This is a genomic window from Paracoccus sp. R86501, from assembly GCF_042466435.1.
Lineage (GTDB): Bacteria > Pseudomonadota > Alphaproteobacteria > Rhodobacterales > Rhodobacteraceae > Paracoccus.
The window spans coordinates 2,764,733-2,789,932 of the sequence record NZ_JAXHPZ010000001.1; the positions used below are offsets into that span (position 1 = coordinate 2,764,733).

The following is a 25,200-nucleotide window of genomic DNA, read 5'->3' on the forward strand; positions in this document are numbered from 1 at the left end:
TCACGGAATCATGGCTTTTAGGGTCTCCAGCCGGTCGGCCTCGGGGGCGGGCTTGTCCCACCTTATGCGACTGATGCGGGGAAAGCGCATGGCGACGCCGGATTTGTGCCGGGCCGAGGCGTTCAGCCCCTCGAATGCAACTTCCAACACCAGTTTGGGGGCGACAGAGCGGACGGGGCCAAAGCGTTCGGTGGTGTTGTTGCGGACAAAGCGGTCCAGTTCGCGCAGTTCCTCATCGGTGAAGCCGAAATAGGCTTTGCCGACGGGGACCAGCGTGTCGCCATCCCATAACCCAAAGGTGAAATCGCTGTAGAAACCCGACCGCTTGCCATGCCCGCGCTGCGCGTAAAGCATCACCGCATCGATCACCATCGGGTCGCGCTTCCACTTGAACCAAGGCCCCCGCGGGCGACCGCCGACATAGGCGCTGTCGCGGCGTTTAATCATCACGCCCTCAATCACGATGCTGGGCGGATCGGCACGCAAAGCGGCCAGATCGTCCCATGTCGTGAAATCCAGCAAGGGCGACACATCGATCCGGTCGCTGCCGAAATCGGCCTGTTGCAGGATCGCGCGGCGGTCCTGATGCGGCAGGTCACGCAGGTCGCGGCCATCCCAGATCATCAGGTCATAGACGCGCAGACCCGCGGGGTGGCTGTCCAGCATCGCCTTGCCGACAACCTTGCGGCCAAGGCGCTTTTGCAGGTCGCCGAAGGGGGCCACATCGGCGCCGCGCCGGACCAGCAGTTCGCCATCGATGGCACCATCGAAATTCAGCGCCTCGATCACGTCGGGGAAGGATCCGCTGATATCCTCGCCCGTGCGGGAATACAGGCGGCGCACACCGTCGTCATTGACCGCCTGAACGCGGATGCCGTCCCATTTCCATTCGGCGATATGGTCGGCGGGGTCCAGAGCCTGCAGCTGATCCATATCGACGGGGGTGGACAGCATCACAGGCCGGAAGGGCGCCTTGGCCGCATGTTCGGGCCGCGTGCCGCCCGCGATCCAGTCGAACAGCGGCTGATAGGGGGGCGTCAGACCATGCCAGATTTCCTCAAGGTCCTTGACCTGTGGGTCGCCCATTTCGGCCAGCGCTAGCCGCGCCATGCGGGCCGACAGCCCCACGCGCATGTTGCCGGTGGCCAGCTTCAGGAAGGCCAAGCGTTCCGATGGACCAAGCCGGTCCAGCATGGCGTTGATCGCAGCGGGCAGCGCCGCGCGGCCCGTGTCTGACAGCAAGGCGACCGCATCGCGCAGGGGGACGTCATCGTCGCCGACGCCATCCCACAACAGCGCTATGGTTTCGGCCAGATCGCCGACGAAATCATAGGACAGCGCGAACAGCTGTTCGTCGACCCGCTCGGCCATCAGCCCGCGAAGCAGCTTGGGCGTGACGGCGCGCAGCTTCAGATCGCCTGTCAGCGCGGCCAAGGCAAAGCCACGATCGGGGTCGGGGGTCTGTTCCAGATAGTGCCGCAGGATGCGCAGCTTAGCATTGCGGGCGGCGGTGAAGGCAAGGCGCTCCAGAAGGTTGGCGAAGGATTTCATTCCGGTTCATCCTCGTATCCCACCAGCCGCAGGGGGCGGGCGGCGATCTGGTGCAATTCGCACCAGCGCATCAACCCGTCTTCGTTGCCATGGGTGATCCAGACCTCGGAGGGGGCCAGCTCGCGGATGGTCTGGGTCACCTGAGTCCAATCGACATGGTCGCTGATGACCAAAGGCAGTTCGACCCCGCGCTGGCGGGCACGGGCGCGAACCTGCATCCAGCCCGAGGCGAAGCCGATCACGGGGTCGCGGAAGCGCTGCACCCATGCGCTGGCAAAGGCCGACGGGGGCGCGATGACCAGTTGGGCCGGCACATCGGCGGCGGTGGCCGGGATCAATTCGCCAAGGTCGATACCCTGTTCGACGTGGTAATCACACAACCGCTGCAACGCGCCGTGAATGGCGATAGGCCCGTCAATCCCCGCCTGACGGGCAAGCGAGATCACCCGCTGTGCCTTGCCAAGCGCATAAGCCCCAATCAGGTGTTGTCGTTCGGGGAATTCGGCCATGCTGGCGCGCAGACGGGCCATTTCCTGCAGCGGATCGGGGTGGCGGAAGACGGGCAGACCAAAGGTCGCTTCGGTCACGAAGATATCGCAGGGGACGGGTTCGTAAGGCGCACAAACGGGGTTCGGGCGGCGGCAATAATCGCCGGATACTACGATCTTTGGTCCCTTGTCAGGTTGAACCGCGATCTGGGCCGATCCCAAGATATGCCCTGCCGGATGGAAGCTGACGGTGGTATCGCCGACCCGAATTTGGCCATCAGCGATCTGACGGCTCTCGGTGAAATCCGCGCCATAGCGGATGGCCATGATCTCCAATGTCTGGCGGGTGGCCATGACGGCGCCATGCCCCGCGCGGGCGTGGTCGCCGTGGCCGTGGGTAATCAGCGCGCGGGGGACCGGGCGGATGGGGTCGATGTAGAAATCACCGGGCGGGCAATAAAGACCGGCCTCGGTCGGGTGCAATATCTGATCGGCGCGCATGGACCACGATGGCAAATGTTTCTCGAAAATCAACGCGGCAGCCGAAGCGGGCGGGCCGTGAAGATCGTCTCCATCGAGAAAACGCCGGTAACGCGTTCTAGGTCCATGTCGCGGATCAATGCCTTGTAGCAGCGGTCGTAACCCGACATCGAGGTGGTCACCAGCTTGGCCATATAGTCCCATTCGCCGCCGATGCGATGAAACTCGGTGATCTCGGGGATGGATTCGACGCGGGCGCGGAAACGGCCCGCCCATGCGTCGTCATGGTGGCGGGTGCGGATCATCACAAAGACCGTCAGATGCAGCCCCGCACGTGCCGCGTCGATGACCGCACGGTTGCCCTGCAGAATGCCGGCCGCCGTCAGTTTCTGCAGTCGCCGCCAGCAGGCATTCTGCGACAGGCCGACCCGGTCGGCCAGATCACGTTGCGACAGGCTGCCGTCCTGCTGCAGGGCGGACAGGATGCGGTTGTCGATTTCGTCGATCTGATGAGTAGGTTCGTTCATTTGACCCGCAGTATATGGGTATTTGTGCAACAGAGAAATCAAAACCTGCAGTTCGACGTGTCATCTTATCGCCAAATGAATGAGGGACGGCATGGATATTTTCGACAAGTTTCGCGCAGCTTTGGGGCGCCCGCAGGATCTGCACCGCGACATCATCGGTGCGGATGCGGTGATCGACGGGCCGTTCGGGCCGCGGCGGATGATCTATGCCGATTACGTCGCCTCGGGGCGGGCATTGCGGCAAGTCGAGCGGGTGGTGATGGAGGATGTGCTGCCGTGGTATGCCAATAGCCACACCGAGGCCAGCCATTGCGGCGGCGTGATGACTCGCATGCGGCGCGCGGCGCGGGCGCAGATTCTGGGATGCGTCGGCGGTGGGGCAAACCACGCGGTGATCTTTACCGGATCGGGGGCCACGGCGGGGATCAACCGGCTGGTGCATTTGCTGCAGGCGGGTCCGGGCGTGACGGTCATCATCGGCCCCTACGAGCATCATTCGAACATCCTGCCGTGGCGGGAAAGCGGTGCGACGGTGATCAAGTTGCCCGAGGGCACGACGGGCGGTCCTGACATGGACGCGCTGGACCGCGCCTTGCAGGGCAAGGGTCGGCGCATCGTGGCGATGTCGGCGGCATCCAACGTGACGGGGGCGGTCAGCGACGTGGCCGCAATTACGGCGGCGGTCAAAGCCGCAGGGGCGGCGATGGTCTGGGACTATGCCGGGGGTGCGCCCTATCTGCCGATCGATATGAGGCTGGGAATGGATGCGGTGGTGACGTCGCCGCATAAGTTTCTGGGCGGGCCGGGGGCCTCGGGGGTGATGATCCTGCGACGCGATGCCGTGATGTCGGATCGGCCCAGCCTGCCGGGGGGCGGGACGGTGAAATTCGTCAGTGATTCGGGTCACGACTATGCCACCCAGGTCGAGGCGCGCGAGGAAGCCGGCACCCCGAACGTGGTCGGCGACATCCGCGCCGGATTGGTGTTCGCGCTGAAGGACCATGTCGGGCAGGATTGGATCGATGCGCGGCACCGGCGCTGGCTGGACAAAACCGCTGCGCTGCACGGCGCGACGGGGCTGCAGATGCTGGGACGCGACGACATCGCGCGCCTGCCGATTCTGGCGTTCCGGGTGGGCGATGGTGCGGGCGGGTTGGTCCACCAGCAACTTGCGACGCGCATGCTGTCTGATCTGTATGGCGTGCAGGCGCGCGGCGGTTGTGCCTGTGCCGGACCCTATGTGCACCATCTGCTGGGGATCGGGGCGACGGAATCACGGGCCATGCGGACTGCGATCCTGTCGGGCCGTGAAATCGACAAGCCGGGCTTCATCCGCCTGAACCTGTGCTGGGCCACCCCCGAAGCCGAAATCGACGCGATTCTGGACGCGATGATGCGACTTGGCGCCGAGGCTCCCGCGCATCTGGCGCATTATCAGGGCGACCCGGCGACGGCGATCTTTACCCCCCGCGCGGCCTAGCTGGGGGGCGGGCGTTTGACCGGCGGGGCTTTGGACAGTTGGACGGCCAGAATGCCGACCATGATGATCGCCACGCCGATGACATCGCCCGCGCCCAGATTTTCCCCCAGCAACAGCGCCGCCAGCGACACGCCGAAGAACGGCGTCAGGAAATGGAAGGTCGCCGCGCGCACCGCGCCGATGCGGCTGACCAGCAGGAACCAGACGAAGGTCGCCCCGATGCCCGGCACCACCACCGTATAGAGGAAGGCCGCCACTAGCCGCGGCGTCAGGGTGATGTCCCAGCTTTCGAAGAACGGCGCGATGATGCCAAGCGTCACCGCGCCGACCAGCATCTGCAGGCCGACAATCATCATGACATTGCCGCCGGAACTGGCCCCGCGCACGGTCAGCGTGGCCACCGCCAGCGCCAGTGCCGCGACAAAGCACAGGGCGATGCCGGTCGGATCGCTGCCGCCCTGCAGCCGCGCGCCCATGATGATGGCCACCCCAACCACCCCAAGCGCCAGCCCCCCCACGCCAAGGCGGCGCAGGCGTTCGCCAAGCAGGCTCCAGCCAAGGAAGGCGACCATCAGCGGCATGGTGGCGGCGATGATGGACGCAAGGCTGGCTTCGATCGACTGCATCGCGATCCAGTTCAGACCCAGATACAGCGCATTCTGGCACAACCCGAGGATGACGACCGCACGCCATTGGGGCCGTGTCAGGCCACGCCAGGACTGCCCCATCGCCAGCGCGATCAGCACGCCCAGAACCCCCGACAGGGCAAAGCGCAGGGCCAGTGCGGTCAGGGGCGGTGCCTCGGTCACGATCATCCGGGTGGTGGTGAAGGCCGATGCCCACATCACCGCAAACCCCAGGCCCATCACCAACGCCTTGAAATCCATGCCCGCCCCGTTTTCTTCATGTCATGCAAAACGGCTAGCAGACCGTATCGGCCTTGACCAAAGAAAAGGGGCCGCACCCGCAGGTGCGACCCCTTTCGACTGGCATGCAGTCGGGATCAGCTGTTGACGCTGTCCTTCAGTGCCTTGGCGATGGTCACCTTGACCTGCTTGTCGGCAGGCTTGGTCATCATTTCCTGCGTCTGCGGGTTACGCACCTGACGCTCGGGGCGGGCACGGCAGGCGATCTTGCCGATGCCCGGCAAGGTCACAGCGCCACCGCCGGCGACTTCGCGCGTCACGATCGCAACGATCGCATCCAGTGCGGCCGAAGCCGACTTCTTGTCCGAACCCATTTCTTCGGCGAGCGTCGCCACCAGCTGGGTTTTGGTCATCGGTTTTGCAGCAGCCGTAGTCATGGTCTGTCTCCTCTTGCCCTGTTCCGACGGGGCCCAAATATTGCGCCTTTTGCGGCATATCGCCTGCTACACACGGTTTTGACGAGCAGTTCAAGCCTTTTTCGCCTTCCACGCGGAAACCCGCGTCCGGCAGCGTTTCGCAGGCGGGTTACAGGAATGCCGTCTCGCTGAAGGAACGCAGTTTGCGCGAATGGATCTTTTCCAGCGGCATCTGCCTCAGTTTCTCCATGGCGCGGATGCCGATCAGCAGATGGTTGGCAACCTGGGTGCGATAGAAATCGGTCGCCATGCCGGGCAATTTCAGTTCTCCGTGCAAAGGTTTGTCGCTGACGCACAAAAGCGTGCCATAGGGCACCCGGAAGCGGAAACCATTGGCCGCGATCGTGGCGCTTTCCATGTCCAGCGCAACCGCGCGCGACAGCGACAGCCGGTGCACGGGGCCGGAATGGTCGCGCAATTCCCAGTTGCGGTTGTCGATGGTGGCCACGGTGCCGGTGCGCATGATGCGCTTCAGTTCGTACCCTTCCAGTTGGGTCACCTCGGCCACGGCTTCCTGCAGGGCGACCTGAACCTCGGCCAGGGCGGGGATCGGCACCCAGACCGGCAGATCGTCGTCCAGCACGTGATCTTCGCGCAGATAGGCATGGGCCAGCACGAAATCGCCCAGCGACTGGCTGTTGCGCAGGCCCGCGCAATGGCCGACCATCAGCCACGCATGGGGGCGCAGCACCGCGATATGGTCGGTGGCGGTCTTGGCGTTGGACGGTCCGACGCCGATGTTGACCAGCGTGATCCCCTGCCCGTCCGCGCGTTTCAGATGATAGGTCGGCATCTGCGGCATCTTGGACAACGGCGCGATCTGGCCGTCCGCCGTGGTGATTTCCTGATTCCCGGGCGCGACGAAACCGGTATAGCCCGCATCCGGATCGGCCAGCACGCGGCGGGCATAGGCCTCGAATTCATCGACATAGAACTGATAGTTGGTGAACAGCACGAAATTCTGGAAATGTTCGGCCGCCGTTGCGGTGTAATGCGACAGGCGCGCCAGCGAATAATCGATGCGCTGCGCGGTGAAGGGCGCCAGATATTGCGTGCCGTCGGGCTGCGGGACCGCCATGCCGTTGACGATGTCGTCGTTCATGCTGTTCAGATCGGGGACGTCGAAGACATCACGCAGCGAAAACGCCAGCACGCCTTCCTGCGGCACCGCAAGATCGCTGTTCGAGGCGACGGCGAAATGTACCGGCATCGGCGTATCAGACAGTCCGATGCGCACCGGAACGCCGTGATTGCGGATCAGCAGGCCCACCTGCTCGATCAGGTAGTTCTGGAACAGGTCCGGGCGGGTGATCGTCGCGGCATAGCTGCCCGGCTGGACGACATGGCCGAAGGACAGGCGGGAATCGGTCTTGGTATGGGTCGGCACCGTCAGGCGGATTTCGGGATAAAATGCACGATAGCGCGCCGTCGGCTGGTCGCCTTCCAGAATGCGGGTGAAATTGGCCAGCAGGAAACCGGTCGCCTGATCATAGAGCGTGCGCAGATAGGCGATGGCCTCGGCTGCGTCGGTGAATTCGCGGCGGGCAGGCGTTTCGGGGCTTTCGACCGGCAGGAAGCGGGAATCCGTTGTCATGGTGCTTTACGTCCTTGTGATTGCACAAAGCCTGCCAGCACCGCCTGCGACAGGCAAGCGTCTGGCGCTGCCTGATTGGCAGGGTTACGATAGCGTCATGGAAATGCTTGTTTTCGGTCACGGCTATTCGGCCAGCTATCTGACGCCCCTGCTGCGGGCGAAGGGCTGGAATGTCACGGGCACCACGCGCGGCGATACCGCACGCGTGGCGGGTGCGGGGGCGCAGCCGTTGCTGTGGCCCGGACCGCGTGCGCCGCTGACGGATGCCATCGCACGGGCGGATGCGATCCTTGTGTCGGCAGCGCCCGGTGATCGGGGCGATCCGGTGCTGGCGGATTTCCGCGATGAAATCGCCGCCGCGCGGCCGCGCTGGCTGGGTTATCTGTCCACCACCGGCGTCTATGGCGACCGTGATGGCGGTTGGGTGGACGAAGACAGCCTGCTGGACGGATCCGGCCCCCGCGGTCAGGCCCGCATCCGCGCCGAGGCCGACTGGCAGGCGCTTGCCCGCGACCACGGCCTGCCGCTGCGCATCTTCCGGCTGGCAGGCATCTATGGCCCCGGCCGCGGCCCCTTCAGGAAGGTGCTGGATGGCACCGCGCGGCGCGTCATCAAGCCCGGTCAGGTGTTTTCGCGCATCCATGTGCAGGACATCGCGCAGGTGCTGATGGCCTCGATCCAGCAGCCGGGCGTCGGCGATGTCTTCAACCTCTGCGACGACGATCCGGCCCCGCCGCAGGACGTGATCGCACATGCGGCCCACCTGCTGGGCGCCCCCCTGCCCCCCGCCGTGCCCTTCGATCAGGCGCAGATGTCGCCTATGGCACGGTCCTTCTATGCCGACAGCAAGCGCGTGCGGAACGACCGGATCAAGACGCAGTTGGGTGTGCGGCTGCTTTATCCCGATTATCGCAGCGGTCTGGCCGCCCTGCTGCAGACGGAAACCACGCCCCGACAGTCCAACCAAGGATCGCCACATGACCAAGATGCATGATGTCCTGATCGCCGGAGGCGGGCTGAACGGCCCCGCGCTGGCACTGGCGCTGTCGCAGGCCGGCCTGTCGGTCGCCGTTGTGGACCCCCGCCCCGCCGAGGCCCGCGCCACCGATACCTTCGACGGACGCGCCTATGCGCTGGCGGTGTCGTCGCAACGGCTGCTGAAGGCCTTGGGGCTGTGGGACGGACTGGCCCCAAACAGCCAGCCGATCCGGCAGGTCAAGGCATCGCAGGGTCGTGCTGGCGAAGGGGCGGCGCCCTTCTTCCTGCATTTCGACAGTGCCGAGACCGAGGAAGGCCCCGTCGGCCACATGCTGGAAGACCGCTTCCTGTACAAAGCCCTGCTGAATGCGATGCAAGGGACCGTCACCCATCTGCCCGGCCTTGCCGTCACCGACCAGCAGGTCGATCAGGCGGGCGTCACCGTGACCTTGTCGGACGGCCGCCAGATGCAGGCACGCATGCTGGTGGGCGCGGACGGGCGCGGATCGGGCGTGGCGAAACGGGCGGGCATCACGCGCCGGGGCTGGGACTATGGCCAGACGGCGCTGGTCGCGGCGCTTGACCACGACCTGCCGCATGACGGCGTCGCGCAGCAGTATTTCATGGCCACCGGCCCCTTGGCGATCCTGCCCCTGCCCGGCAACCGCAGCAGCGTCGTTTGGTCGGAAACGCAGGCCAATGCGCAAGCGATCCTTCAGCTGGAGGATGCCGATTTTCTGTCCGTCCTGCGCCCGCGTTTCGGTGATTTCCTTGGCGACATCAGCTTGGCGGGGGCAAGGTTCTCCTATCCGCTCAGCCTGTCGCTGGCCGACCGCTATGCGGTGGCGCGGGTGGCGCTGGTGGGGGATGCGGCGCATGGGGTGCATCCCATCGCCGGTCAGGGGCTGAACCTCGGCCTGCGCGATGTGGCCGCCCTTGCGCAGGTGCTGGTCGAGGCCACCCGCCGGGGCGAGGATATCGGCAGCGAACTGGTCCTGCAGCGGTATCAATCCTGGCGGCGCTTCGATGCGACGGCGCTGGCGCTTGGCATGGACAGCGTGAATCGGCTGTTCGCGACCGACAATCCCGTGGTTTCCGCCGTCAGGGGGCTTGGCATGGGGATGGTCACGGCGATGCCCGCCCTGCGTCGGGGCTTCATGCGGCAGGCGGCGGGGCTGTCGGTCGATCCGATGCCGCGCCTGCTGACCGGACGCCCGCTTTAGGCTTTCCCCAAGGCCCGTTTCGCGCGATAGCCTGCCCCCCATAGGGGCAAAGGGGGCAGCATGACCGGCGAATTGCATGATTTTCTGCAAAAGCTTGATGGCGACATCCGCAAGGGCGGCGATTGGGGCAAGGTCGCCGATTACATCCCCGAGCTTGGCCGCATCGACCCCGCGCAATTCGGCATCGCCGTCGCCACCGCCGACGGGCAGGTGCTGACTGCCGGACAGGCGCAACAGCCGTTTTCCATCCAGTCGGTCAGCAAGGTTTTTGCGCTGGCCTGCGTGCTGGGGCGCATCGGGGAACAACTGTGGCTGCGGGTCGGGCGCGAGCCTTCGGGCGACCGCTTTGATTCGATCCTGCTGCTGGAGCAGGAAAAGGGCCGCCCCCGGAACCCCTTCATCAACGCCGGTGCGCTGGTGGTGACCGATGAATTGCTGACCGGTCGCAGCCCCAAGCAGGCCTTGTCCGAGGTGATCGGCTTCCTGCGCACCGCCGCCGAGGATAACGACATCCACATCGACAAGGCCGTCGCCAGATCCGAGGCCGCCACGGGGCACAGGAACGCAGCGCTTGCCCATTACCTGCGCAGCTTCGGCAATCTGAAGAACCCGCCGGCCCATGTCACCGGCACCTATTACCACCAATGCGCGATCGAGATGTCCTGCATCCAGCTGGCCCGCGCGGGCCGCGTCATCGCGGGTCTGGATTGCGCGCCGGGGTTGCTGTCGCGCGTCAAGCAGCGGCGCATCAACGCGCTGATGATGACCTGCGGGCAATACGACGGATCGGGCAATTTCGCCTTCCGTGTCGGTCTGCCCGCGAAATCGGGCGTTGGCGGCGGGTTGCTGGTCATCGCGCCGGGCCGCGCGTCCATCGCGATCTGGTCGCCGGGGCTGGATGGCTGGGGCAATTCGCGCGCAGGCACACTTGCCGCCGAGAAGCTGGCCGAGTTCACGGGTTGGTCGGTCTTCGGCTAGGGCGTCACTCCGCCAGCATCCGCCCCGCCTGCCGCAGATCGGCCAGCAATTCGGCCCGCGCGGCGGCGGCGCGGTCGTCGGGCAGGCGCAGGATCAGGCTGGGATGCCATGTGACCAGCACCGGCCCGCCATCCAGCCCCGCCTGCACCTTGCCCCGCCGGGGCGTCAGCGGCGTCCGGTCGCCCGTCAGCGCAAAGGCCGCCGTCGCACCCAAGGCCACGGTCAGTTCCGGGGCGACGAAGCCGCGTTCGATCCCCAGCCACCAACGGCATTGTTCGATATGGGGGCGGTCGGGGGTCTGGTGCATCCGGCGCTTGCCGCGTGGAGTGAACCGGAAATGCTTGACCGCATTGGTCAGCCAAGCCTTGTCGGGATCAATATCCGCCTGCGCCATGGTCTGGCGCAGAAGCTGTCCCGCGGGACCGACGAAGGGGCGGCCCGAGAGATCCTCGTGGTCGCCCGGCGCCTCGCCCACCAGCATCAGACGAGCATCGGGATCGCCCTGCCCCCAGACGGTCTGGGTGGCGGCATGGCACAGATCACACCGTGTGCAGCGGGCGGCCTGATCCTGCGCCTGTGCCAAGGTCTCGGGCGGCGTATCTTCCAGCGGTTGACGGATGCGGGCGGTGACCTTGGCGGCAAAGGCTGGGGCGTCGCTGGCACCTGCGTCGCGCATGGCCTGCACGCGGCGCGGCGCATCGGCGAGCATCTGCGGGATCAGATGCGTTTCGGGCAGGTTCTTCCAGTATTTCACCGGCATCTCGGACCGCATGGCATTGGTCTTAATGCGGGCCGGATTGAAGATATTGGCGAAATAGGTCTGCCACAGTCCGTGATTGGCGTCCTCGGGCAGGTCGGGCCGGGGCGCGGGCGGGTCATAGGCAATTGTGTCGCCGGTAAAGCGCGCGATGCCTTCGGGCGTGGCGATCAGCCAGTCCATGTCGGCGAAACGCTTGGCGAAGAACGGAGTGGCGGCCTGCAGGATCAGGTGTTCAGGTTCGAACCAGGCACCGAAGCTGCGGCGCGGGCCGTCCGAGGGCAGTTCGTGAAACCGCACGAAGGCGTGCATCTTGTGGATGTCGCGGCGCACCGATTTGGCCAGCCGGTTCAACCGGTCGATCAGCGGGTCGGCGGGGTTGCCCAGAAAAGCGCGGTCGGTCTGCGCCCGCCACAGCGCCGCATAGATCAGAGACCAGCGTTCCGGGTCCGAATGGCTGGCAACGGTGCGAGCCAACGTCAGGAAGTCCTTGGTCGCAGTGACCTTGGCATCGCCTGCGGGCGGCATCGGGTCGCTGCCGAACAGATCGGCGGGTGCATCGGGATCGGCCCATGTGATGCGGTCGGGGGCGATGCCCGCGCCGACCATATGGCGGGCGGCATCGCGCCATGCCTCGAACCGGTCGAAACGTGGCAGCTCGACCCGGATCATCAGAACAGCGACAGCTGTTCGGGCGCGGGGGCGAAGCGGGCGCGCAGGCTGTCGCTGTCGGTCAGCGCGCCGGGATGCCAGTCGGGCAGCGTCACGAAGGCCTGCGCCTTGGACATGATCGCCCCCATCCGCAGCAGATCGGCATAGCGCACCGCCCCGCTGCGCCGCGCGGCTAGGATGCGGCCCACAGTCTTGGTACCAAAACCCGGCACGCGCAGCAGCATTTCACGTGAAGCATTCCGCACATCGACGGGGAAATGCCCCCGGTTCGCCAAGGCCCATGCCAGCTTGGGGTCCACGGCCAGATCAAGATTCCCCGACGGGTGGGCGGCACCGATTTCGTCAGCATCGAAGCCATAGAAACGCATCAGCCAATCGGCCTGATACAGACGATGTTCACGCATCAGGGGCGGCTTGATCAGCGGCAGCGCGGCCGATGCATCGGGAATAGGGCTGAAGGCAGAATAATAGACCCGCTTCAGATGATACCCCGAATAGAGGTTCGAGGATGTCTTCAGGATATCCCGATCCGTCGCCGCATCCGCCCCCACGATCATCTGCGTCGATTGCCCCGCAGGTGCGAAACGCGGCGGGCGCTTGCCGGTGAAGGTCTTTTCCTTGGCAGCCTCTCGGCCCAGACGGACATCGGCCATGGCGGCGCGGATGGTTTCGGGACGCTTTTCGGGGGCCAGTTGGCGCAGGCTGGCATCTTGGGGCAGTTCGATATTCACCGACAGGCGGTCGGCGTAAAGCCCGGCCTCGGCCACCAGTTCGGCACCGGCATCGGGAATGGTCTTAAGGTGGATGTAACCTTTGAAACCGTGATCGACCCGCAGCATCTTGGCGATGCGGACCATGTCGCCCATCGTCTGATCGGGGCTGCGGATGATGCCTGATGACAGGAACAACCCTTCGATCATGTTGCGGCGATAGAATTCCAGCGTCAGGTTCACCACCTCTTCGGGGGAAAACCGTGCGCGTTCGACATTGCTGCTGACGCGATTGATGCAATAGGCGCAGTCATAGATGCAGAAGTTCGTCATCAGGATCTTCAGCAGACTGATGCAGCGGCCGTCCGGCGTATAGGCGTGACAGATCCCCGTACCCCCCGCCGATCCGATGCCGCCCGATCGCGAATCGCGCCGCGTAGTCCCGCTGGACGCGCAGGATGCATCGTATTTCGCCGCGTCCGACAGGATCGCCAGTTTCTGATCAAGGGTTCTTTGTGCCATGACAGGAATATATGTTCCGCATATGTTCACGACAAGCATTAAGGGTTGAAACAAACTGCGCGGAACTGTCACGCCCGCGCGATCGTTGGCCGCGCAGCCATCCTCCAGACGTGATGTGCAACGCTTTCGCGAAAGGATAAGATCGGGGTCATGAACATTCGCACCCTCGCACTTGCGCCCGCCCTCATCATCGGACTTGCCTTTCCGGCATTGGCCGAACGTATCCCCCTGTCCCAGATCTCGAATTATCTGAACCAGATGACGACGCTGACGTCCGAGTTCACGCAGATCAACCCCGACGGGACCGTGTCCACCGGCACCGTCTATATCAAGCGCCCCGGCCGCGTGCGTTTCGAATATGACAACGACAACACGCTGGTCCTGGCCTCGGGCGGGAACGTCGCGGTCTTCGACAGCAAGTCGAACGGTGGTCCCCAGCAGTATCCCCTGTCGCAGACGCCGCTGTCGATCATTCTGGATGCGAATGTCGATCTGGGCCGGGCGAACATGGTCACCGGCCACAGCGAAAAGAACAATGCCACCATCGTGACCGCGCAGGATCCCAAGCGTCCGCAGAACGGCAACATCCAGATGGTATTCTCGAACCCGACGGAACTGCGCCAGTGGATCGTCACCGATGACAGCGGCCAGAAGACGACCGTGATCCTTGGCGATATGACCAAGGGCGGCTCGATCCCGGCATCGCGCTTCTCGATCCGGTCCGAGATCAACCGCCGCTAGGGCGATTGAGACCATACAATTGCGTGATTGACCGGATGGGACCTTCGCGCAAACCTGCGGCCCTGATCCTTTCAAGGCCGCAGCCATGTCCCAGAACGCGCGCATCTTCACCCCAATCCTGATCGGCGGATCGCTGATCCTGCTGATCAACTTTGCCCTGCGCGCCAGCTTCGGGGTCTTCCAGATCCCCATCGCCGCCGATTTCGGCTGGCCACGGGCCGAATTTTCGCTGGCCATCGCCATCCAGAACCTTGCCTGGGGGATCGGCCAGCCGATCTTCGGGGCCTTGGCCGAACGGTGGGGCGACAGATGGGCGATCATTCTGGGGGCCGCGTTTTACAGTCTGGGCCTGATTCTGACCGCCTTTGCCACGACCGCCGCCGGCATTCAGCTGCTGGAGGTGATGGTCGGCTTCGGCATCGCCGGCACCGGCTTCGGCGTTATCCTGGCCATCGTGGGCCGCGCCGCCAGCGATGAAAACCGCAGCCTCGCCTTGGGCATCGCCACCGCTGCGGGGTCCGCCGGTCAGGTCTTCGGTGCGCCCCTGGCCGAGGTTCTGCTGGGTTTCTACAGCTGGCAGGCGGTCTTCATTATCTTCGGCGTCATCGTCCTGACGACGCTGCTGTTCCTGCCGATGCTGGGCGATGGCAAACCCGCCACCCGCAACCAACTGGAGGACAGCCTTGGCACCGTGCTGAAGCGTGCCTTCCGCGATCCGTCCTACCTGATGATCTTCGCGGGCTTCTTTTCCTGCGGCTATCAGCTGGGCTTCATCACCGCCCACTTCCCCGCCATGATCACCGAGATGTGCGGCCCCATAAACCCCGCAGGCATCCTTGCGGGTCTGGGCATCACCACCACATCGGCCCTGGGCGCGGTGGCGATTTCCATGATCGGGCTGGCCAATATCGCAGGCGCCATTCTGGCGGGCTGGCTGGGCAAGCGTTACAGCAAGAAGTACCTGCTGGCGGGCATCTATACCCTGCGCACCATCGCGGCGGCGGCCTTCATCCTTGCCCCCATCACGCCGGGTTCGGTGATCCTGTTTTCGCTGGTGATGGGCGGGCTGTGGCTGGCGACGGTGCCGCTGACCTCGGGGCTGGTCGCCTATATCTATGGGCTGCGGTATATGGCGACGCTCTATGGTTTCGTGTTCCTGTCCCACCAGATCGGGTCCTTCATGGGCGTCTGGCTGGGCGGATGGCTGTACGATGCCTCGGGGGACTACCTGCTGGTCTGGTGGATCGGCGTGGGTGTCGGGGCCTTCAGCGCGCTGATCCACCTGCCCGTCCGCGAGGCCCCTGCCCGCGTACCCCTCGCTGCCTGACGCCATCCGTTTGACCCTGCGTCAAGCCTTGCATAGGGTCATGGCGCCGACATTCACGCCATGACCAGATGGGACCCATGACCATGACTGCACGACCGACACTGGCCTTCGCCGCAGGGATTGCCCTGATGACCGCCACCGCCGCGCAGGCACAGGACGACTGCAAGGTCGCGGAATTCACCATGGGCCTGCGCTATCAACAGCAATCGGCCGAGGTGCGCGCCCTGCAGACACAGGCCTATAACATCGCCACCATGCGTCTGGATGCCGCCGTCGAGGGCGCCGAGGATCCGTCCAAGCTGGCCATCGTCACTGATCTGGACGAAACCGTCATCGACAATTCGGCCCTGCTGGCTCGCGATCTGGCCGATTGCCACATGTATGACGCATGGGACACCTGGCTGCCTTGGGAGCGCGACGGCATGCCGACGCTGATCCCCGGCGCGATGGAGTTTCTGACCCATGCCGACGAACTGGGCGTGACCATCCGCTATGTCTCGGACCGTTCGGATGCGCAGAAGGTCGATACCATGGCCACCCTGACCGCCCTCGGCCTGCCGCAGGTCAGCGATGCGTCAGTCCTGCTGCTGGGCCCGCCCAAGGTCGAACGCCGCGAGATCGTCAGCAAGGATCACCAGATCGTCCTGCTGCTGGGCGACACGCTGCATGATTTCGACGGCGGCTTCCGCAAGACCCCCCTGGAGGATCAGCGCAATCTGGTCACCGAACAGGGCGACAAATGGGGCGCCGAATGGATCGTCTTCCCCAACGCCGGCTATGGCACCTGGTCCGAGGCGCCCCTGACCGAATGGTCCGCCGAACCCGTCATCGAGCCTTGGGAATAACATGACCCGCCAGCCCCACGACCACGCCATCGCCGTCCGCTATCAACAGGCCTCGGCCGAGATCCGCGCCCTGCAACGCCAGTGCTATTCCCTGGCCACGCTGCGGCTGCGTGATGCGGTCGACGCGGCGGGCGGGGGCAAGAGGCTGGCGATCCTCAGCGACATCGACGAAACGATCCTGGACAACAGTGCCGTCATGGCACTGGCCATGCATCACGACGGCATGTTCGAAAGCCTGGACACATGGAAGCTGTGGGAACGCGAGGGCGACCCGCACCTGATCCCCGGCGCGGCGGCTTTCTTCGACCTGGCCGATCGCTTGGGCGTCACGATCTTCTACGTCTCGGACCGCTTTGATGAAAACAAGCTGGCCACCATCGCCACGCTGTCCCATCTGGGCCTGCCGCAGGTCCATGCCGATCAGGTCCTGCTGTTCGGCCCGCCCAAGGCCGAACGCCGCGCCGCGGTCGAACGCGACCACCGGATCATCCTGCAACTGGGCGACACGCTGCATGACTTCCACGGCGCCTTCGCCGGCGCGGCGCTGGACGATCAGCACCAGCTGGCCGAGGACCATGCCGACCGTTTCGGGCAGGACTGGATCGTCTTTCCCAATGCTGCGCATGGCACCTGGATGAAGGCCGACCTGCGCCCATGGGATGCCCCGCGCATCCCGGCCTGACCCACGCCCCCGATATGGTATCGCCCCGTCCTTTCGTGCTAACGCAGGCGGTGGGTGCGGCCCTTGGGCATGGCACCCCCGTGATCCGCAATATTGGGGACTGAATGATGATACTTCTTGTCGGCGCCGGATTGTCAGGTGCAGTGATCGGCCGCCAGCTGGCCGAGGCTGGCCATGATTGCCGCATCATCGATGCGCGTCCCCATATCGCCGGAAACTGCCACACCGAACGCGATGCCGATACCGGCGTCATGATGCATGTCTATGGCCCGCATATCTTCCACACCGATGATCAGCAGGTCTGGAATTACGTCAACGGTTTCGCGACCTTCATGCCCTTCCAGAACCGCGTCAAGACCACGACGCAGGGCGCCGTCTATTCGCTGCCGATCAACCTGCTGACGATCAACCAGTTCTTCGGCCAGACCCTGCGCCCCGACGAGGCCCGCGCCTTCGTCGAGGCCAAGGCCGACACCTCGATCACCGACCCCCAGACCTTCGAGGACCAAGCCCTGCGTTTCGTCGGCCCCGAGATGTATCGCGCCTTCTTCAAGGGCTATACCGAAAAGCAGTGGGGCTGTTCGCCGACCGAACTGCCCGCCTCGATCCTCAAGCGGCTGCCGGTGCGCTTCAACTATGACGACAACTATTTCTTCCACCAGTTCCAGGGGATGCCGCAGGACGGCTATACCGCGTTGGTTCAGGCGATCCTGGATCACCCCCGCATCACCGTCGAACTGGACACGCCCTATACCACCGAAATGGGTGAAAAGGCCGATCACGTCTTCTGGTCGGGGTCGCTCGACGGCTATTTCGACTATCGCTTAGGCCGCTTGGGCTATCGCACGCTGGATTTCGAGCGCTTCGATTATCAGGGCGACTATCAGGGCTGCGCGGTGATGAACTATGGCGACCCCGAGGTCCCCTATACCCGCATCACCGAACACAAGCACTTCAGCCCTTGGGAAACCCACGAGGGCAGCGTCTGCTATCGTGAATTCTCGCGCCTGGCCGAACCGGGCGACACGCCCTATTATCCGATCCGCCTAGTGCAGGAAAAGGCGCTGCTGGCGGATTACGTCCAGATGGCGCGCGACACTGCCGGCGTGACCTTCGTCGGACGGCTTGGCACCTATCGCTATCTGGACATGGACGTCACCATCCGGGAAGCGCTGGACACCGCCCAGACCTTCCTGACACAGACAGCCGACGGCCAACCGATGCCCGCCTTCGTCGCCGATCCCAGCTGAAGAACCGACGTCACCGCGTCGTGATCGGCGCGGTAACGTCTATTGGTCAAGTCTGATTGCCAAGCAGCCAACATGTGAGATCCTGAATGATCAGCACAACGCATGGGTTACTCTGAATCGTAGACGCCACAATCATGTATTCGCCAAGTTGCAGATAGAATTACCTATGTAAATTGGCCTTCCGATCAGCCCAGTTTCACAAGGTTATTCGCCTTGAGCAGGACATCGAAGGTATTGATATCCGAAGCCTGTTTAAAAACCTTGGCGTCGTCAGCGATATCTTGGAACAGATGCTTTAGCCCGGTTGCGCCCGGATACGCGGCCGAAATTGCACTGTTCATCCCGCGGTAGCGCTCCATGATTTGCTGACGGGTTTGGAAGTCCAGCAATCTCAGACGTGCTTTATCCCGGACCGGTGCTGCGACCTTGTCCAAACGGATCACCTGATTGGTCAACTGCATGTGTTGCGCTGCCGTCATCGGCAGGTTGTTGCACTGACGCATGAATTCCAAGGCCTCCATATGGAGGTTGGTCTTCTGGTCGATCACGGGCCCCGACGGAGCTTCGAAGCCTTCTGCAGACCCGATGCCAAGCACGTTCAGGAAGTCGGCGCCGACATCACCGTCCTTCATGAATTTCTTGTCGAACACCCGAATGTGCATCTGATCGCCGGCGGTCTGCCATTGCTGAAGCAGGCGCTGGTAATCAAGAAACGCAAGTTTGCTGGTTTGCAGATATTCGGAAATCGTCTGCTTCAATCGCGGATGATAATCGCGGATCTGCTGGCCATAGAGCGACTCGATGTAATCATCCTGACGACGCAGATAGATGATCGGCCGAATGGTGACATCGGGCAGGAATTTCCTGATCAGCGACGGATCCTGGACCCATTCGAACTCTTCCGAACTGATGACGATATTCCGGTATTTGACTTGGGAAATCTCGCGCTTGAACCGCTCCCATACGGGGATGCCATCCAGCTTTTCCCTAGGCGCCTTGCGGTTGAAGATAGCCTGTCCCAACCGATGCTGGGCCTGCGTCACGCGTCCCGAAGTCGGGTAATAGAACCCCAAGTCATTCAACCGCTCACTGTTCTTGCCAAGATAATGCTGCAGCCATGTGGTTGCCGTTTTGTGAGTACCCACATGAATATAAAGCGTCTGCATCGTCATTTAACTTTCTTGTCCGGATTCCATACGGATGGTGGTGCAGCTTATACCCGCTCGATGCGGGGACGGAAGCTGAGGCCTTTCAGGATCGCGCCATAGATCTGACGGCGCTGTGCCTTGGGGACATTGGCGTTCTTCATCTGGCGACGGACGCCATAGGCATAGGCGAGGACGTTGATCAGCCCTCCCTCGCGGCGCCGGAACGAGGTTTCGTTCCGGGCGCCGTATTTGAATTTCCACAGGCTCTTGTCGTCGATCATCCCGAAGTTGACGCCCCGGTTGTCGGGGGTGTCATGCATCACGACGCTTTCAGGAACGAAGATGCCGGGATAGCTGCGCGCGATGCGGCGGGTGTATTCGGCATCGTCGAACCAGATGAAATAATCCGGAATCGGCAGCCCGTGTTCGCTGACCGCCCAACGCGGGATCAGCACCGACACGAATGACGCGCTGTTGACCAGCGGCCAGTTCTGGGCGGCGGTGACAAACCGCGGCCAGTCCCAGACCGGGCGCGGGGTGTTCATCTCGCACAGAGAACCGTCGATCCATTCGACCCGCGAACAGGCAAAGCTGGGACGCCAGGCGTGGTCTTCCTCGAAGGTGGTGATGGCGTGCAGCAGCTTCTCGATGGCGTCGGGTTCGGGATAGGCGTCGTCGTCCGAGATCCAGAAGTAATGCGCCCCCATCCCGTAGGCCGCTTTCAGGCCCGCGTGGAAACCACCCGCGCCGCCCACGTTCCTGGGTAGACGCAGATAGCGCAGGCTTTCATCCTCGCGCGCACGGGCCTCCATCAGGGTCTGCGTGTCGTCGGTCGAGGCGTTGTCCACGACCAGCACGATGTCGGGTCGGCGGGTCTGGGCGTTCAGCGCATCCAGCACCTTCAGCAGCTTGGGCGACCGGTTGAAGGTGACGATGATCGCCGCGGTCTTGTTCAGGGCAGGCATGGCGGGCACCTATTCTTGGGTCGTGTCGGCCGCATCGCGATAGATCGGCATCAGGATTTCATGCGCGGTGGGATCGGCGGCGATGCGCGTCCAGGCGGCCTGCAGTTCGGCCTTCTGACGGTCGCAGAAGTCGCGATCCTTCCACAGGCGGTCCACGGCGGTGACGATGCCCTTGACGCAGGCGGCAGGTTCCAGCGGGACCAGCAGATCGGCGGGCACGATCTCGGATTGCGACCCGACATCGGTGGAAATGGGGATGCAGCCCTGCTCGATCGCCTCATAGCAGACCAGCGCCAGACCCTCGTTGTTCGAGGGCAGCAGCAGGACATCGCTATCGGCCATGATCTGCGGCACGGGTGATCCCGCGGGCAGAAGTTCAACCTTGGTCGTCAGCCCGTGCCGTTTCAGCAAATTCCGCAACGTGTCCAGGAACGGACCTTCGCCGATGATGCGACCGCGCAGCTGTACGCCGTTCGCCGTCGCCCATTTGTCCAGCGCGCGCAGGGCCTCGACCACGATGACCGGGCGCTTCTGGTAATAGAGCCGGCCCACGAAGGTCACGCGCAGGCTGTCCTGCCCCGGCATCATGTTCATCGCGGGCAGTTCGCGGGCGGGCTCGGCCCGGTCCAGCATGCGGCCAAGCCGCAGCTTGCCGATAACCTGGAAGTTGTCGCGGTAATAGTCGACCAGTTCGCGGCTGATGACGTGATGCATGTCGATGAATTCCGACCACACGCCCGAGGTCCGCGGATAGCCGCCATCGGCGTATTCGACGATATGCGTGCTGTCGATGACCTTGACCCAAGGCATGGTCGCGCGGATCTGCGGCAGGGATTCATACAGCGGAATGCAGTGGTGGATGTGGACCAGGCCGATGTTCTCATCCATCATCAGGCGGGTCACGAAACGGGGCCATTTGTCATGCGGCAGATAGCGGTCCAGCCGGATGAAGGTCACGTCGGGGCTGTCGGGCAGCTTGTCCTGGAGGCGCTGCAATGCCGGAACGCTGGCGACGACGAAGACCCGCAGCCCCGCCTCGAGCGCCCAGCGGATGGTATCGAAGCCCAGCTTTTCCGCGCCGCCCACCTCCAGCCAGTGCATGCCGATCAGGATGGCGGGCTTCTTGTCGCTTTGAGGACGGGTGGGCGCGGGGAAATGATCCGAGCCTTCGCCGCGCAACAAACTACCAGTCGGCATGCGCGCATCACGACGATTTTTACGCCGCATCTCGGCCAAATAGCGAATTTTTTCGTATCCGACAGGCCATGCACCGAACAGCCGCTTCAAGGGTCTAACTGGAAGCCAATCCGCGTCAGTCTGCTTGGCCTCAACCGGCGTCGGTCGACGAGGAATCGATAGTGTGATCGTGACATTCGGCGAATCGGCCCGGGCGCCCGGATAGGTCGCTTGGCCAAGATATTCGGGGCTAAGATGGTGAGGACGGAAGGTAAACGGCCCTTCGACGATCCCGGGTGCCCCGTGGATGGGATCCTTGCCCTGATAAAACAGGAATGTCAGCGACTGCGTGGGGTAAAGCCGCTTGTAGATATCGACGGCCTGGGAAATCTCGTGGTCGATATACGCGCTTTCCGGTCCGGAAGCGGAGGGTGTCATGCTGGTCATGCTGTCTCGGATCTCACTTCGGCTGTCGAATGCCACAACGATGCGACGCGCGACAGATAGCAGGTCGATGCGGGCGATGAAACTGTCTAGGCCCGCACGGGAACGTCCGTGCTGCAAGCTTGCCCGAACCGGCGTGATCATGCTAACGCCTTCGGCAACTGGCCGGGCTTGATGCAGGTTTCTGGCATTCCCAGCCGTGATCGAGCCGCGCATGACGCAGACCCTGCCTACCATCGCCGCCGCCGTCGTGACCCACGACCGGCTTTCCAAGCTGACGACGACCGTCCAACGGCTGCTGGCGGAACCTGTCGGCCATGTCGTGGTGGTGGATAACGCATCAAGCGACGGGACGGCGGAATGGCTGGCGGCTCTGGATGACCCGCGCCTTATCGTGCATCGCAGCGACAGCAACCTTGGGGGTGCGGGCGGCTTTTCCATCGCCATGCAGATCGCGCGTGACCGGACCGATGCCGATTGGATCGCGGTGATGGACGACGACGGTCGCCCCCGGCCGGGGGCCATGAAGGCCTTTGCCCGGATGGACCTGTCAGGCTGGGATGCCATCGGCGCCGCCGTGCGCCACCCCGATGGCACCATCTGCGAGATGAACCGCCCCTATCGCAACCCGTTCTGGCACCTTGGCCGTTTTATCCGCACGCTGGCGCGGATGCCGCTTGGCAAGGGCCGCGAAGGTTTCCATCTGGGCGACGCCGATTATCGTGACGGCGGTCCGGTGCTGGCGGTGGACATGACCAGTTTCGTGGGCCTTTTCCTGTCGCGCGAGGCTCTGACACGGGCCGGCCTGCCCGACCCGCGGCTGTTCATCTATGGCGACGACCAGCTTTATACCTTGCAAATGCGGCGCAAGGGGCTGCGGATCGGCTTTGCCCCCGATGTCCGTTTCGAACATGACACCATGGCGCTGCAGGGTAAGACGGGGCTGGTGCTGCGGCCCTTGTGGAAGGTCTTCTACATGTATCGCAATGCCCTGATCGCCTATCGCGTGGCAGCAGGGCCCTGGTTCTGGCCGTTGGTGCCGGTGCTGCTGCGCAAATGGCGCGGCAAGGCTGCCGATTACGGTGATGATGCTGCGACCTTCCAGGCGATGCTGGATCTGGCGGTGCGCGACGGTCTGGCGCGCAAGCTGGACCGCCCGCACGCCGAGATCCTGCGCAGATCAGGATCGGACTGACCCCGTCTTAATCCAGATGCGCGCCGATGGCACGGCCAAGGGCGAAGGCGCGCTGCTCAAGGATGACGGGCGTTTCGCAGACGTAAGTCAGCGACTTCTGCCGGGCGTCGAAGATGCGCATGTCCCAATCCAAGGCCTCCTCCTCGGTGTCAATCGCATCGTAATCAGGGGTCGGGGCGGCCTGCAGTTCTTCGAAACGGCTGCGGCGTGACTTGATCTGATCGGCCAAGGCGACCTGCGCGCGGCCATAGCGGGATATGCCCGCGATCAGCGCACTGCGGTCACGGTCGATGAGGGCAAAGATCGCCTGCATCAGCGCCGTCAGGCGGGCATCATCGGCCTGCGTTGCGAAATCATCAACCAATGCGGTGGCTTCCTCCAGCGGCAGGCGGCGCTGTTCCAGACGTGCGGCCAGCCTGGCGATCTCGGGCGTATTCGCCAGTGCCATCGCCTGATCGTCCGGCACGGGTCCGGACCACAGCTGGCCCAGCGACAGATGCGGTTGCTTGCGTTGAATGCAGGGCCAGTCGGGGTCGCTGCCGGTCGCGGCAAACACCGGTCCGGCAGCCAGCAGGGCCAGCAGGATGGAGATGCGGATCAAGATGGTCCTCCTTTCCGGCGGGCCCAGAGGCCCTTTTGCGGATCATACATGAAGACCGCCGCGCCGAAGAACCCCGCCAAACATCCTAGAACCACCGCAAGCGAGGTCCAGTTGATCTGCAGATAGAGCGCAAATCGGATCAGTTCGACCGCGTGGGTGAAGGGGTTAAAGGCGCAGATATCGTGCAACAGGGGCGAGCTTTCGCGCATCCGCCACAGCGGATAGAGCGCGGATGAGGCGAAGAACATCGGGAAGATCACGAAGTTCATGACCCCTGCAAAGTTTTCCAACTGCCGGATGGCGGATGACAGGAACAGCCCCATCGCCCCCAGCATTAGCCCCGACAGGATCAGCGCCGGGATCACCGCGACATAGCCCCACCCGGGCGGCGTGATGCCCCAGAACCACGCGATGGCCAAAAAGGTGAAGACCTGGATGATCGACACGATCACCCCCGCGATCAGCTTGGACCCCAGCAGGAACCAGCGGGGGAATGGGCTGACCAGCAACGTGCGCATGGCCCCCGTCTCGCGGTCATAGACCATCGACAGCGATGATTGCATGCCGTTGAACAGCTGGATCATCGCGACAAGGCCCGGGGTGACGTAGACCTCGTAGAGGACATAGGTCTGATAGGGCGGCGTGATCGACAGGCCCAGCACGGCGCGGAACCCGGCGGCAAAGATGAACAGCCAGACCAAGGGTCGCACCAGTGCCGCAAGGAAGCGCCCGCGCTGGTTGACAAAGCGCAGGGTTTCGCGGCGGCTGATGCCAAGAAAGGCGGTGAACCATCCGGTCATGGGGCCACCCCGGTCATATCCAGAAATGCCTGCGTCAGCCCCTGCGATCCGGCGATGGCAGCGGATTTTCCCTGCCGCAGAACCTGCCCGCGATGCAGGACGACCAGATCGTCATCGGGGGCGATTTCGTCCATGATATGCGTGGCCCAAAGCGCCGAGACCCCGTCGCGGGCGATCAGGCGGCGGGTCAGGGCCAGAACCTCGGCGCGGGATTTCACGTCCAGACCGACAGTCGCCTCGTCCAGCAGCAGCAGGTCGGGGCGGTGGATCAGGGCGCGGGCGATCTCGGCGCGGCGGGACTGGCCGCCGGACAGGGCGGTGATGCGGGCATCGGCCTTGTCGGCCAGATCGACCTGTTCCAGCACTTGGGCGATGCGCGGACGGGCAAGGCGGCCCGGAATGCCATGCAGGCTGGCGTGATAGATCAGGTTCTGGTGGATGGTCAGATCGGCGTCCATCGCGCGGCTTTGAAAGACCACGCCCAGCCGCGCCAGCGCCTGCGAAGGATTGCGGCGCAGGTCATGCCCGCCAACGCGGATCACGCCCGAGCGGTTATTATAAAGCCGCGTGATCAGCGAAAAAAGCGTCGTCTTGCCCGCCCCGTTCACCCCCAGCAGCGCCGTAAAGCCGCCGCGCGGGACGGTCAGCGATACGTCCTGCAACGCCTGAACGCTGCCAAAATTATGGCTGACATGGTCGATCTCCAGCGCGGCTGCTGTCATGG

24 protein-coding genes are annotated in these 25,200 nt (G+C 63.9%); 10 read left to right on the plus strand and 14 right to left on the minus strand.

Annotated elements, in window-relative coordinates:
- The 3 genes from SJY40_RS13515 to SJY40_RS13525 are packed head-to-tail and all read right to left on the minus strand — an operon-like array spanning position 1 to position 3,046.
- Complete coding sequence (locus tag SJY40_RS13515; RefSeq protein ID WP_378947441.1) at positions 1-1,551, minus strand: cisplatin damage response ATP-dependent DNA ligase; 1,551 nt, start codon at positions 1,549-1,551, stop codon at positions 1-3.
- Complete coding sequence (locus SJY40_RS13520) at positions 1,548-2,540, minus strand: ligase-associated DNA damage response exonuclease (RefSeq protein ID WP_378947443.1); 993 nt, start codon at positions 2,538-2,540, stop codon at positions 1,548-1,550. The genes SJY40_RS13515 and SJY40_RS13520 overlap by 4 nt, the downstream gene beginning before the upstream one ends.
- Before the next feature lie 29 nt (positions 2,541-2,569).
- Positions 2,570-3,046, minus strand: a complete 477-nt coding sequence (locus SJY40_RS13525) for an Lrp/AsnC family transcriptional regulator (protein ID WP_378947446.1) — start codon at positions 3,044-3,046, stop codon at positions 2,570-2,572.
- Between the two features lie 91 nt (positions 3,047-3,137).
- Here SJY40_RS13525 and SJY40_RS13530 point away from each other — a divergent pair, with 91 nt between their 5' ends.
- A complete protein-coding gene (locus tag SJY40_RS13530; protein WP_378947449.1) occupies positions 3,138-4,526 on the plus strand; it encodes an aminotransferase class V-fold PLP-dependent enzyme in 1,389 nt (462 codons plus the stop codon).
- On the opposite strand, the gene SJY40_RS13535 is transcribed toward SJY40_RS13530, so the two are convergent.
- The 3 genes from SJY40_RS13535 to SJY40_RS13545 form a co-directional block, all read right to left on the minus strand.
- On the minus strand, positions 4,523-5,413 hold the full coding sequence (locus tag SJY40_RS13535) for a DMT family transporter (protein WP_378947452.1): 891 nt from the start codon (positions 5,411-5,413) through the stop codon (positions 4,523-4,525). The two genes, SJY40_RS13530 and SJY40_RS13535, sit on opposite strands and share 4 nt — an antisense overlap.
- Before the next feature lie 116 nt (positions 5,414-5,529).
- Entirely contained in the window at positions 5,530-5,829 is a 300-nt protein-coding gene (locus SJY40_RS13540) for an HU family DNA-binding protein (protein ID WP_072296707.1), read from the minus strand.
- A gap of 148 nt (positions 5,830-5,977) precedes the next feature.
- The gene (locus SJY40_RS13545) at positions 5,978-7,462 is read right to left on the minus strand and encodes an AMP nucleosidase (protein WP_378947456.1); all 1,485 of its coding nucleotides are present in this window, start codon (positions 7,460-7,462) and stop codon (positions 5,978-5,980) included.
- A gap of 97 nt (positions 7,463-7,559) precedes the next feature.
- Between SJY40_RS13545 and SJY40_RS13550 the strand changes: the two genes are divergently transcribed.
- Genes SJY40_RS13550 through SJY40_RS13560 form a run of 3 tightly spaced genes read left to right on the plus strand, consistent with a single transcriptional unit; the run spans position 7,560 to position 10,641 of the window.
- A complete protein-coding gene (locus SJY40_RS13550; RefSeq protein ID WP_378948455.1) occupies positions 7,560-8,456 on the plus strand; it encodes an SDR family oxidoreductase in 897 nt (298 codons plus the stop codon).
- Positions 8,440-9,663 carry a UbiH/UbiF/VisC/COQ6 family ubiquinone biosynthesis hydroxylase gene (locus SJY40_RS13555; protein ID WP_378947459.1) on the plus strand — a complete coding sequence of 408 codons (1,224 nt, stop codon included), beginning with the start codon at positions 8,440-8,442 and terminating at the stop codon, positions 9,661-9,663. The genes SJY40_RS13550 and SJY40_RS13555 overlap by 17 nt, the downstream gene beginning before the upstream one ends.
- Positions 9,664-9,723: 60 nt before the next feature.
- A complete protein-coding gene (locus SJY40_RS13560) occupies positions 9,724-10,641 on the plus strand; it encodes a glutaminase (protein ID WP_378947462.1) in 918 nt (305 codons plus the stop codon).
- A 4-nt stretch (positions 10,642-10,645) separates the two neighbouring features.
- Here SJY40_RS13560 and SJY40_RS13565 read toward each other — a convergent pair whose 3' ends face one another.
- On the minus strand, positions 10,646-12,070 hold the full coding sequence (locus SJY40_RS13565) for a UdgX family uracil-DNA binding protein (protein ID WP_378947465.1): 1,425 nt from the start codon (positions 12,068-12,070) through the stop codon (positions 10,646-10,648).
- Positions 12,070-13,302: a putative DNA modification/repair radical SAM protein gene (locus SJY40_RS13570; protein ID WP_378947468.1), complete on the minus strand. Its 1,233-nt coding sequence runs from the start codon at positions 13,300-13,302 to the stop codon at positions 12,070-12,072. The genes SJY40_RS13565 and SJY40_RS13570 overlap by 1 nt, the downstream gene beginning before the upstream one ends.
- Positions 13,303-13,452: 150 nt before the next feature.
- Here SJY40_RS13570 and SJY40_RS13575 point away from each other — a divergent pair, with 150 nt between their 5' ends.
- The 5 genes from SJY40_RS13575 (at position 13,453) to SJY40_RS13595 (ending at position 18,147) form a co-directional block, all read left to right on the plus strand.
- The gene (locus tag SJY40_RS13575) at positions 13,453-14,043 is read left to right on the plus strand and encodes an outer membrane lipoprotein carrier protein LolA (RefSeq protein ID WP_378947471.1); all 591 of its coding nucleotides are present in this window, start codon (positions 13,453-13,455) and stop codon (positions 14,041-14,043) included.
- A gap of 85 nt (positions 14,044-14,128) precedes the next feature.
- Positions 14,129-15,370 carry an MFS transporter gene (locus tag SJY40_RS13580; RefSeq protein ID WP_378947474.1) on the plus strand — a complete coding sequence of 414 codons (1,242 nt, stop codon included), beginning with the start codon at positions 14,129-14,131 and terminating at the stop codon, positions 15,368-15,370.
- Between the two features lie 128 nt (positions 15,371-15,498).
- Positions 15,499-16,215 carry a 5'-nucleotidase, lipoprotein e(P4) family gene (locus tag SJY40_RS13585; protein WP_378947477.1) on the plus strand — a complete coding sequence of 239 codons (717 nt, stop codon included), beginning with the start codon at positions 15,499-15,501 and terminating at the stop codon, positions 16,213-16,215.
- Position 16,216: 1 nt separating this feature from the next.
- A complete protein-coding gene (locus SJY40_RS13590; RefSeq protein WP_378947480.1) occupies positions 16,217-16,897 on the plus strand; it encodes a 5'-nucleotidase, lipoprotein e(P4) family in 681 nt (226 codons plus the stop codon).
- A 104-nt stretch (positions 16,898-17,001) separates the two neighbouring features.
- A complete protein-coding gene (locus SJY40_RS13595; protein WP_378947483.1) occupies positions 17,002-18,147 on the plus strand; it encodes a UDP-galactopyranose mutase in 1,146 nt (381 codons plus the stop codon).
- 185 nt (positions 18,148-18,332) lie between these two features.
- Here the strand turns inward: SJY40_RS13595 and SJY40_RS13600 are convergent, their stop codons facing one another.
- The 3 genes from SJY40_RS13600 to SJY40_RS13610 are packed head-to-tail and all read right to left on the minus strand — an operon-like array spanning position 18,333 to position 21,457.
- A complete protein-coding gene (locus SJY40_RS13600; RefSeq protein WP_378947486.1) occupies positions 18,333-19,319 on the minus strand; it encodes a hypothetical protein in 987 nt (328 codons plus the stop codon).
- A gap of 41 nt (positions 19,320-19,360) precedes the next feature.
- Positions 19,361-20,260: a glycosyltransferase family 2 protein gene (locus SJY40_RS13605; RefSeq protein ID WP_378947488.1), complete on the minus strand. Its 900-nt coding sequence runs from the start codon at positions 20,258-20,260 to the stop codon at positions 19,361-19,363.
- 9 nt (positions 20,261-20,269) lie between these two features.
- Positions 20,270-21,457: a glycosyltransferase gene (locus SJY40_RS13610; RefSeq protein ID WP_378947491.1), complete on the minus strand. Its 1,188-nt coding sequence runs from the start codon at positions 21,455-21,457 to the stop codon at positions 20,270-20,272.
- A gap of 637 nt (positions 21,458-22,094) precedes the next feature.
- Between SJY40_RS13610 and SJY40_RS13615 the strand changes: the two genes are divergently transcribed.
- A complete protein-coding gene (locus tag SJY40_RS13615; protein ID WP_378947494.1) occupies positions 22,095-23,075 on the plus strand; it encodes a glycosyltransferase in 981 nt (326 codons plus the stop codon).
- A gap of 7 nt (positions 23,076-23,082) precedes the next feature.
- Here SJY40_RS13615 and SJY40_RS13620 read toward each other — a convergent pair whose 3' ends face one another.
- Genes SJY40_RS13620 through SJY40_RS13630 form a run of 3 tightly spaced genes read right to left on the minus strand, consistent with a single transcriptional unit; the run spans position 23,083 to position 25,198 of the window.
- Complete coding sequence (locus SJY40_RS13620; protein WP_378947497.1) at positions 23,083-23,676, minus strand: hypothetical protein; 594 nt, start codon at positions 23,674-23,676, stop codon at positions 23,083-23,085.
- Positions 23,673-24,476 carry an ABC transporter permease gene (locus SJY40_RS13625; protein ID WP_378947499.1) on the minus strand — a complete coding sequence of 268 codons (804 nt, stop codon included), beginning with the start codon at positions 24,474-24,476 and terminating at the stop codon, positions 23,673-23,675. The genes SJY40_RS13620 and SJY40_RS13625 overlap by 4 nt, the downstream gene beginning before the upstream one ends.
- On the minus strand, positions 24,473-25,198 hold the full coding sequence (locus tag SJY40_RS13630; RefSeq protein ID WP_378947502.1) for an ABC transporter ATP-binding protein: 726 nt from the start codon (positions 25,196-25,198) through the stop codon (positions 24,473-24,475). Before SJY40_RS13630 ends, SJY40_RS13625 begins: the two co-directional genes overlap by 4 nt.
- Positions 25,199-25,200 lie beyond the last annotated feature (2 nt).